This window comes from Vibrio sp. 10N.261.51.F12 (genome assembly GCF_041471725.1).
GTDB lineage: Bacteria > Pseudomonadota > Gammaproteobacteria > Enterobacterales > Vibrionaceae > Vibrio.
Map to the genome: position 1 here is coordinate 23,208 of NZ_JBFROV010000006.1, position 8,776 is coordinate 31,983.

Annotated in this window: 8 protein-coding genes; 4 read left to right on the top strand and 4 right to left on the bottom strand. The window is 45.4% G+C overall.

Features of this window, described 5'->3' with window-relative positions; genetic code table 11:
• Window positions 1-177: 177 nt before the first annotated feature.
• Window positions 178-519 (top strand): DUF2799 domain-containing protein, encoded by a 342-nt coding sequence (locus tag AB4405_RS03945; RefSeq protein WP_372059744.1) that lies wholly within the window; start codon window positions 178-180, stop codon window positions 517-519.
• A gap of 73 nt (window positions 520-592) precedes the next feature.
• Here AB4405_RS03945 and murQ read toward each other — a convergent pair whose 3' ends face one another.
• Together murQ and AB4405_RS03955 are read right to left on the bottom strand one after the other, a co-directional pair.
• Window positions 593-1,522 (bottom strand): N-acetylmuramic acid 6-phosphate etherase, encoded by a 930-nt coding sequence (gene murQ, locus AB4405_RS03950; RefSeq protein WP_372059734.1) that lies wholly within the window; start codon window positions 1,520-1,522, stop codon window positions 593-595.
• A gap of 10 nt (window positions 1,523-1,532) precedes the next feature.
• Window positions 1,533-2,651, bottom strand: coding sequence for an anhydro-N-acetylmuramic acid kinase (locus tag AB4405_RS03955; protein WP_372059735.1), 1,119 nt, complete (start codon window positions 2,649-2,651; stop codon window positions 1,533-1,535).
• A gap of 127 nt (window positions 2,652-2,778) precedes the next feature.
• Between AB4405_RS03955 and nagZ the strand changes: the two genes are divergently transcribed.
• Window positions 2,779-3,762, top strand: coding sequence for a beta-N-acetylhexosaminidase (gene nagZ / locus AB4405_RS03960; RefSeq protein ID WP_372059736.1), 984 nt, complete (start codon window positions 2,779-2,781; stop codon window positions 3,760-3,762).
• 86 nt (window positions 3,763-3,848) lie between these two features.
• Here the strand turns inward: nagZ and btsR are convergent, their stop codons facing one another.
• Both btsR and AB4405_RS03970 read right to left on the bottom strand, forming a co-directional pair.
• Window positions 3,849-4,568 (bottom strand): two-component system response regulator BtsR, encoded by a 720-nt coding sequence (gene btsR / locus AB4405_RS03965; RefSeq protein ID WP_102469962.1) that lies wholly within the window; start codon window positions 4,566-4,568, stop codon window positions 3,849-3,851.
• A 2-nt stretch (window positions 4,569-4,570) separates the two neighbouring features.
• A complete protein-coding gene (locus AB4405_RS03970) occupies window positions 4,571-6,274 on the bottom strand; it encodes a sensor histidine kinase (RefSeq protein WP_102469945.1) in 1,704 nt (567 codons plus the stop codon).
• Window positions 6,275-6,526: 252 nt separating this feature from the next.
• On the opposite strand from AB4405_RS03970, the gene AB4405_RS03975 reads away from it, so the two are divergent.
• Together AB4405_RS03975 and tyrA are read left to right on the top strand one after the other, a co-directional pair.
• Window positions 6,527-7,600, top strand: coding sequence for a 3-deoxy-7-phosphoheptulonate synthase (locus AB4405_RS03975; RefSeq protein WP_102469946.1), 1,074 nt, complete (start codon window positions 6,527-6,529; stop codon window positions 7,598-7,600).
• Window positions 7,601-7,608: 8 nt separating this feature from the next.
• The gene (gene tyrA / locus AB4405_RS03980; protein WP_102469947.1) at window positions 7,609-8,736 is read left to right on the top strand and encodes a bifunctional chorismate mutase/prephenate dehydrogenase; all 1,128 of its coding nucleotides are present in this window, start codon (window positions 7,609-7,611) and stop codon (window positions 8,734-8,736) included.
• The last annotated feature ends 40 nt before the right edge of the window (window positions 8,737-8,776 follow it).

Consider the following 8,776-nt stretch of genomic DNA (forward strand, 5'->3'; position numbering starts at 1 on the left):
CTGATTAAGTGGTCAATAGCTAGGTTAAGTGGTTTTTTTATGGCTTAAGTGGTCAGAAATGCGGGGTAAGTGGTAGGAGAGAAGCGTGAAGCACATCACTTAAGCATTCAATAAGTGGCATTCTTTAAGAAATACTGGCATTGTGGCTGCAATAAAATAGGACGCAAAAGGATGACTATGAAAGCCATTATTGCTGTGCTTGCAGGGCTACTATTATTTGGATGTGCTAACGGTGTTGAAGCGCTAGCCAAACAGGGAAATTGGAATCAAATGGGCTATCAAGACGGCGTCAGAGGGCAGTTGCCTAGGACATACTCAGCATTGCAGAAATTAGGCGCCGCGGATCACGCTGAATATGAGCGTGGGTATCAGATTGGTGTCATAGAATTTTGCGATGCGGGCTTTGCTTACCAAATCGGCCTGTCTGGGCAATATTATACGGGGGCCTGCGAAGGGTTGCCTGACGCGCAGCGCTTTCGCATGGAATGGCAGCGTGGCTGGAACGACTATTCAAATTAGTTAACGGGACCTTTAAGGTCCCGTTTTTGTTAAGAGGGGGAGGATAGCGTTTAGCTATTTATCTACCTTGTGGTTATTTATCCACTTTGTGGCTATCGACAGCTTTTCGCAAGAAACCCTCTTTGTCGGCTAGTTGTTGCTTTGCCTCTTCTTTATCTAATCCAGTGAGGATGATTAAGATGGCGAGCTTGACGTCATGGTCGGTGATTGTTAAAGCCTGCTTGGCTTCGCGTTCGGTACACTCTGTGGCTTGCATGACAATCCGAGTTGCCCGGGCGACTAATTTCGCATTTGTGGCTTTCACATCGACCATTAGGTTCTCGTAGCTTTTACCCAACCGAATCATACTCGCTGTGGTTAGCATGTTAAGCACCAGTTTTTGTGCGGTGCCTGATTTCAGCCGTGTGGAGCCCGTTAATGCTTCTGGGCCCACGACTGGGCTAATGGCAATAGAAGCAATGTTCGCTAATTGTGATGCAGGGTTACAGCAAAGCGATACGGTTGTTGCGCCAATATCATTGGCGTATTCCAATGCGCCAATGACGTAGGGAGTGCGTCCGCTGGCCGCAATGCCGACAATCACATCATTGGCAGTGATATTGATATCAACAAGATCAGTTTGCCCTAATTCAGGGTCATCCTCCGCGCCTTCTTTTGCCTTAAACATGGCATCTTGCCCACCAGCAATGACGCCTACGACCATCTCAGGTGAGGTCCCAAATGTGGGCGGGCATTCAGACGCATCCAGTACGCCAAGTCGGCCACTGGTGCCGGCACCAATATAAATGAGTCGCCCATTATTTTGAAATGCTTGAGTAATTGCATCGACGGCTTGCGCGATTTCAGGGATGACTTTTTCGACGGCAATCGGTACTAAGTGATCTTGTTGATTTAAGCGCAGGACAATTTCCTGGCTAGTGAGTAAATCGATGTCCATCGTTTCTGTGTTGCGTCCCTCAGAAACGAGTTGAGTAAGGGCATGCAACAATGCATCGTTAGTCATAATATGTTTCCTAATCTGCTGAATAGAGCACGCCTAGTGGCACGGCTCGGCTTGCCCCTGTAACAGAGGGAAGATTACTTGGGATGTGGTGAACGTAACAGTGTGCCAGCCAAGCAAACGCCATCGATTCCATGTAATCACCACTGATGGCCTCGCTATCGGTACTCGCGACATGCCACCCGGTGAGCAACTCAGTCAAGCGCTGCATGATGATAGGGTTGTTGGCTCCTCCGCCACAGACGAGAAGCTTCGGTTGTGCCCCAATTTTGTAGGGTAGCAGAGCATCAACGATGCTACGCACTGTAAATTCTGTCAGGGTGCGAAGGGTATCATGGACGGATAGCGGCTGGCATTGTAAGGCTTGTTTGTCATCGAGCCAATGTTGATGGAAATACTCCCGCCCTGTGCTTTTTGGGGCCGGGCGCGATAGGTATTCATCTTCAAGTAGCTGGTTTAACCACAGCGGGTCAACGTGGCCTTGTTGTGCTTCTTGTGCATCCTCATCAAAGGCTTTATTTAAGTGTTGGGAGCATAGGGTATCGAGCAAGGTATTGCCCGGTCCGGTATCAAAACCGATCACGGTGCCATCTGGTTGAAGGATCGATATATTGGCAATACCACCGATGTTCAAAATGACCTGAGAGGATTGGCTGGCGCCAAAAAGGTAACGATGAAAAGCAGGCACGAGTGGCGCACCTTGCCCACCTAATGCCATATCTCGACGTCGAAAATCACCCACGGTGTTGATACCAGTTTTCGCCGCAACGATATGGTTGTCACCAAGTTGAATGGTGAATGGGGTACTGCCGTCGGGTTGATGGAAAACAGTTTGTCCATGATTACCGATGGCTGTAATTTGGCTTGCTGTGATATTGGCTTTATCAAGAAGCTGTAACACAGCCTGAGCATACACATGACCAAGCTGGTGGTCGAGTTCACCAATCGCCTTTAAATCGGTTGCTTGACCGTGGCATATCTCGAGAACGCGAGTCTTTAATTGAGCGGGGTAGTCGAGAGCGTCACTTTCAAGAAGCGAAATCCCCTTGTCATCAATAGAGACCAACGCAACATCGATTCCATCTAAGCTGGTACCAGACATGAGGCCAATATAATAGTTGGCAGATTTCATCACGTATACTCCATGTGCTCTTATCAAGATGCTAAGCCAATACTTAGCGATAGTCATTGTAAATCAAAAATAAACGGAATAATCTTTTCGCACCCCTATTTGATAATAAAATTGCAGAGGACGAATAATGGGACCGTTATGGCTAGATGTGGAAGGTTTTGAACTCAGTGCTGAAGATCGCGAGGTTCTAGAACATCCGACCGTTGGAGGTTTAATCCTATTTACTCGCAATTATCATGATTCAGCGCAGCTTATTGAATTGAATCGACAAATCAGAGCTGCAGCAAAGAAACCAATCATTATTGGTGTTGACCAAGAAGGTGGGCGAGTACAGCGTTTTCGTGAAGGATTCACGCTATTGCCTGCCGCACAGCGTTATGCAGAAATTGGCGATGAAGAATTTGCAACGCAAGCAGGTTGGTTGATGGCGGCTGAACTCGTGGCACATGACATTGATCTGAGCTTTGCTCCTGTGCTTGATCAAGGCCATGAATGCAAAGCCATTGGTAACCGAGCTTTTGGTGAAGATATCGCCAGTATCGTTCGTTTCAGTAGTGCGTTCATTTCAGGTATGAAAGCGGCGGGCATGGCGACGACTGGAAAGCACTTTCCAGGGCATGGTGGTGTGATTGCTGACTCGCATTTAGAGACGCCGTATGATGAAAGAAGCGATCTTTTTGAAAAAGATATCCAGGTGTTCAAACAACAGATTGAAGCAGGGCTATTGGATGCCATGATGCCTGCTCATGTTGTGTATCCTCATTACGATGAGCATCCGGCAAGTGGTTCGCCGTACTGGTTAAAAACTGTTTTAAAAGAAAAGCTTAACTTTGAAGGAATTGTTTTTTCTGATGATCTTTCAATGGAAGGGGCGGCGATAATGGGCGGGCCCGCAGAACGTTCATTACAAGCCATGCAAGCCGGTTGCGATATGGTGCTAATGTGTAATAGTCGCCGGTCAGCGGTCGACGTATTAGATAATCTACCCATCTCAAGCGTTGCCAAGGCGCCGACGATGCTGCGTAAACAGCACTTCACTTTAGCTGAGCTTGTTAAATCAGAGCAATGGAAATTGGCCAATAAAAAGGTATGCCAAGTTTTAGATATCTAGCGTGGCATGCTTAGATTTGGTGAGTGAAAAACGAACAATGCGGTAAATGATGCAAGACGAGAAGCGAGCATAAATAGCTCGCTTTTTTATTGAAATCCTAGGGTCTCTTTGAGTGTTTTTAGGTAGCGTCGACTGACTGGTACAGAAAAGTCGCTGTGAGTAATAATTTCAGCCAGGCCATGTTCAAGGAGCTTGATCTCTTTGATGCTTTTGATGTTAATGAGGTACTGGCGATGGCAACGCAGCAGTGGGGTTTTTTCTTCAAGAATTTTCAGCGATAACTGACTGTTGGCTTGCTGTGAGGCCGTTCTAACTTGAACCCCGGTAATATCGCTAAAGGCACATTCCACCTCGGTGGTGGGAACAATGACTATTCGGTGATGCCCTACACAGGGGATTTGATCGAGAGTAGGGGGAGCAATCGACTGAATGGCATTCTGTTGCTGCTGCTCTTGTTTAAGCAGTCGCTTCACCGTTTTTCTGAGCCTACACGGATCGATAGGTTTGAGTAAGTAGTCGAATGCATTATCTTCAAATGCCTGCACAGCGTACTGATCATAAGCGGTGACAAACACAACATGAGGCATTGAATCTGGGTCAAGCATGCCGAGTAATTCTATCCCTGTAATCTGTGGCATTTGTATATCGAGAAAGACCACATCAGGTTTTAGGTTATTGATCTTTTTTAACCCTTCAATAGCGTTACTAGCTTGATCAAGGACGGTGATATCTTCGATGTCGCCAAGCAACTCAATGAGCTCTTCACGCGCAAAGCATTCATCATCAATAATGAGAGCAGTCATCAGTGTCATGAGGTGATCGTCGTCCTTGTTTCTGTCGTTTTTTCTCGCGCAGGAATAATAAAGCTCATTCGAGTATAGGTGTCATTTTCTACCTCAATTTTTAGCGCTGCGTCACGGCCAAATTTGTTGCTTAGCCGCTTATCAACAATTTGCATGCCGAGTCCTTCATGATCATGCTCGGGCGCGATAAACGTGCCAGCATTGTCTTCGACAATTACGCGGTGTCCGTCCGCCGTTTCCTCACTGTAAATTCTAATTTTGCCACCCTCAATTTTGGTTGATATACCATGTTTGATCGCATTCTCTACTAACGGCTGTAAGGTAAAACTGGGCACAGCTCTTTCTAAGAGTGATAGCTCAATATCCATCTCGACACTGAGCCTATCAGTGAAGCGGGCTTTTTCAATTGTCAGGTAAGCGTTGACATGAGCGAGTTCTTCTTTGAGTGAGACCGTCTCAATGTTTTGTTTAAGGTTACTTCTAAAAAATTGCGAAAGATGCTGAATTAAGCTGCGAGCCTTATCGGGGTCTCTACGGGTAATTGCGCTGATGGTATTGAGTGCATTAAACAAAAAGTGAGGGTTCACCTGTGCTTGCAAAAGCTTAATCTCAGATTGATTGAGTAGGGTTTGTTTATGGATATATTCGCCATGTAAAATTTGGCTAGAGAGCAGTTGAGCGATGCCTTCCGCCATTGACATGTTTATAGTAGAAAACAGTTTTCTTTTTGGTTCGTACAGCTTAATGGTTCCTATGACCTTATCACCCGTGCGCAGTGGGATAATCAACGCTGAACCTAGCTTACAATCTTGAGAGATTGAACATTGATAGGCATTGTCCTTACCGTCTAAATAGATGATGCGATTTTCGGTGATGGAGTCGAGCGTGCTTTGCGAAGAAATAGGGCGATTGAGCTTATGGTGATCATCACCAATCCCAACGAAGGCAAGGATTTTGTCATTATCTGTAATCGCCACTGCACCCACATTGGTTTCTTCGTAGATGATGCGTGCGATTTTGCTGGCATTATCGGTATTAAATCCATGCACCAGAATACCAACAGAACGCTCTGCAATATTCAATGCACGTCGGGAAAAGGTCGCAGAATATTCTTCAAAAATCGTCTTTCTATCTTGAAGGATGCTCATAAAGAATGCCGCACCAATCGAGTTGGCGATGATCATTGGCGCAGCAATATCAGCAACAAGAGCAGCCGCTTGATCAAAGGGTTTAGCGATAGCAAGAATAAGTAACATCTGAATGATCTCAGCGGTAAATGTGACATACAGCACCACCAGGGGATTAAAGAGCGCCTCTTTCTTTTTCTTCTTAATGAAATATAGGTGTACCACGCCACCAATTAAGCCTTCTGCGGTTGTTGATATGGTACAGGCAAGGTCGGTAAACCCTCCGAGTGTATAGCGGTGTATACCGCCGGTCAGCCCAACAGCAAAGCCAACGAGAGGTCCCCCAAACAGACCTCCCATGACCGCACCGATGGCTCTGGTATTGGCAATGGCATCGTTGATTTGTAACCCAAAGTAGGTGCCGAGGATACAAAATAAGGAGAACAAGACGTAGATACTGAATTTATGACTCACTCGATTGGACAGGCTGAACAGAGGAATAAAGATAGGTGTTTTACTGAGCATGTAAGCCAGCATGAGATAAACACACATCTGTTGCAGTAGAGAAAGGATTAAGTCCATCAGTGATCGCCTAAATTTCAATTGGCTTTATTGTATACACAAACATCATATGAAGCGCGGTTGTTGTCGAGACAAGGTGATGCATCACAGTATTATTATTATCAGTGATAGATGTAAATTTTAATTTACGCCACCTGTTTTTAATAATTTACACTTGCAAGTGATTTATATCTGAGTATATTAGAGTCCATAGAGTGTCAGGGCAGGTTTTTTAACAGACTCGGTGTAAATATTTTTTTACGGAATAAGATTATGAAGAAAAGTGAATTAAGTAATATCAATATTAGCGATGAACAAGTATTGATTACGCCAGAAGCACTGAAAGCGAAGTTACCTTTAAGTGAAAAAGCGAGAAAGTCGATTCAAGATTCACGTGATGCTATTGCTGACATTATCCATAAGCGCGACCATCGTTTATTGGTTGTTTGTGGGCCATGCTCTATTCATGATATTGATGCCGCAAAAGAATATGCCAAACGTTTGAAAGCCTTGTCTGCGGAGTTGGGCGACCAACTGTATATCGTTATGCGTGTTTATTTTGAAAAGCCACGTACAACGGTAGGTTGGAAAGGTCTAATCAATGATCCTCAATTAGATGGAACGTTCGATATTGAACACGGTTTGCATGTTGGACGTGAACTTCTGACCGATCTTGCTGAAATGGATATCCCATTAGCGACGGAAGCGCTGGATCCAATTAGCCCGCAATATCTCGCGGACACATTCTCATGGGCAGCGATTGGGGCGCGTACCACTGAGTCTCAAACTCACCGTGAAATGGCCAGTGGTTTATCGATGCCGATTGGTTTTAAAAACGGGACCGATGGCAGTTTATCAACGGCGATTAACGCCATGCAAGCGGCCTCTTCTAGTCACCGTTTCATGGGGATTAACCGAGACGGTCAGGTTGCACTATTGACGACACAAGGTAATGCTAATGGTCATGTGATCCTGCGCGGCGGCAAACAAACGAATTATGATTCAGTCTCTGTCAACGAGTGTGAGCAAGAATTAGCGAAACACCATCTGGATGCGTCGCTGATGGTTGACTGTAGCCATGCTAATTCACGTAAAGATTACCGTCGCCAGCCATTGGTAGCAGAAGATGTGTTGCATCAAATCCGAGAAGGTAACAAGTCAATTATTGGTTTAATGATCGAGAGTCACCTTAATGAAGGAAACCAGAGCTCAGATATTCCTTTAAGTGAGATGGAGTACGGGGTTTCTATCACCGACGCATGTATCAATTGGGATGCAACTGAGGCACTATTACGCCATGCTCATAAAGAGCTTGTCCCATTCTTGGAAAATCGTATTAAGGAATAATCGCATCCATGTCTGCTGAATTGACCCCACTTCGTAACAAAATAGACGAAGTTGATAAGAAGATGCTTGAGCTTCTGGCTCAGCGCCTCTCTCTTGTAGAGCAAGTTGGTGAAGTAAAAAGCCTGCATGGTTTACCAATTTATGCACCCGACCGAGAAGCCGCTATGCTGGCATCTCGTCGAGCGGAAGCAGAGAAGGTTGGTGTACCGCCGCAACTGATTGAAGATATTCTACGTCGTACCATGCGTGAATCGTATGCCAGTGAAAAGGACTCAGGATTTAAATGTCTGAATCCTGATTTACGCTCGGTTGTGATCGTTGGTGGTCGTGGTCAACTTGGCAGCCTATTTGGAAAAATGTTCGCGCTATCGGGTTATGAGGTAAAGATCTTGGGTAGCCAAGATTGGTCTAACGCGGATGAGATTCTTGATAACGCGGGCTTGGTTGTGGTGACAGTACCTATTAACCTAACCGAGGGCGTGATCGAAAAATTAGGCAACCTGCCTGAAGACTGTATCTTGTGTGATCTAACGTCAGTGAAAAAGCGCCCATTGACGGCAATGATGCGCGTTCATAAAGGGCCAGTAGTCGGGTTACACCCAATGTTTGGTCCTGATGTCCCGAGTATGGCTAAACAAGTGATTGTTTATAGTGATGGACGTGGCGAGTCTCAGTACCAATGGTTGTTAGAGCAGTTTACGATCTGGGGGGCAAGCCTGTGCCAAATCGAAGCAGAGAAGCATGATAATGGCATGACACTTATTCAAGCGCTGCGCCACTTTACCTCATTTGCTTATGGCCTTCATTTGAGTAAAGAGAATCCAGACCTCGATACGTTGGTGAAGCTGAGTTCACCTATTTATCGATTAGAGTTGGCGATGGTCGGTAGACTGTTCGCTCAAGACCCAAACCTATACGGTGATATTATTTTATCATCAGATGAAAATATTGAGATGATTAAACGCTTCCATCAACAGTTTGGTGAAGCACTGACATTGCTTGATAACAAAGATAAGACAGAGTTTGTGACTCAGTTTAACCAGGTAAGTGAGTGGTTTGGTGATTATTCGCAGCAGTTTATGTCTGAAAGCCAAAATTTGCTGAAACAGGCCAACGATGCCATTCATCGTAGCTGAGTGTTGAACGACTAATAATCAAAAAAACGCAGCCAATGGC